The 949-nt window shown below is 50.2% G+C and carries 1 protein-coding gene; it reads right to left on the bottom strand.

All coding sequences use genetic code 11. The features are described 5' to 3' along the window. Positions 1-19 precede the first annotated feature (19 nt). The coding region (locus tag ABD734_RS07735) for an IS256 family transposase (protein WP_344703114.1) at positions 20-949 on the bottom strand (930 nt) is incomplete at its 5' end.

The raw sequence follows: 949 nt of genomic DNA, 5'->3' as shown, positions 1-949 counted from the left end.
GTATGTAATCACCGTGCGACTATTCTTTGAACATCGCCGTCAGTTCTGCCCGTGCCTGGTCGAATCCCAAATGACAACGGGTGGAGAAGCTCTGATTATAGATTTCGAACTGTGAGACCAGGAAACGGTCCAATGAATCTTCGTTCGGGAACTGCTCCTTGCGCTTACTGTATTTCTTCACCTTCTTATTGAATGATTCGATGAGGTTCGTTGAATAGATGCTTCTCCAAATGGATTTTGGGAAGTCATAGAAGGTGAAGATATAGGGATTGGATGCCAGTGATTGTGTCACTTTCGGGTAAGTCTTTTTCCATTTGTCGACAAAAGCTTGTAGCGCTTTCTCGCCCGATGCCCGGCTCTCTGCCCGGTATACTGACTTGAAGTCGTCACAGATTTCAGCCCGATCAGCGACACGCACTTTATGGGAGATGCCACGGGACAGGTGTACACAGCACGCTTGGTACCGGGCGTCTGGAAAGACCGCAAAGATCCGGTCGGTGATGCCTTTCAAACCGTCAGAGATGAATAGAAGGACATCTTCGACCCCACGCGCTTTGACATCCTGGAGGACCTCCTCCCAGACAAATGCAGATTCTGTCGGGGCAACGGTATAGGCCAGCACTTCTTTCGATCCATCCTCCCGGATGCCCACGGCGATATAGACGGCTTCTTTGGAGACCGTGTCGCGTTTGAGAGCGATGTAGGTCGCATCCAGATAGATACAGGCATAGCGTGCAGCCAGCGGACGGTGCTTGAACGCATCCACCTGTTCACTCATCGCTTTCGTCATATTGGAAACGGTCTGAGGCGTGTAGTGATGACCATACATCTTCTCAATCAGATCCGAAATCTCCGACATCGTGACGCCTTTTTGAAACATATGGATGACAAAGGATTCCAGCGTATCGTTCGCACGCTTATACGGAGCGACCGTCTGCTGATTGAATTC

Source organism: Salinicoccus jeotgali, from assembly GCF_039538805.1.
Taxonomy (GTDB): domain Bacteria; phylum Bacillota; class Bacilli; order Staphylococcales; family Salinicoccaceae; genus Salinicoccus; species Salinicoccus jeotgali.
The sequence above is the reverse complement of the archived record's forward strand: the minus strand, read 5'-3'. Positions and strand labels throughout refer to the sequence as shown.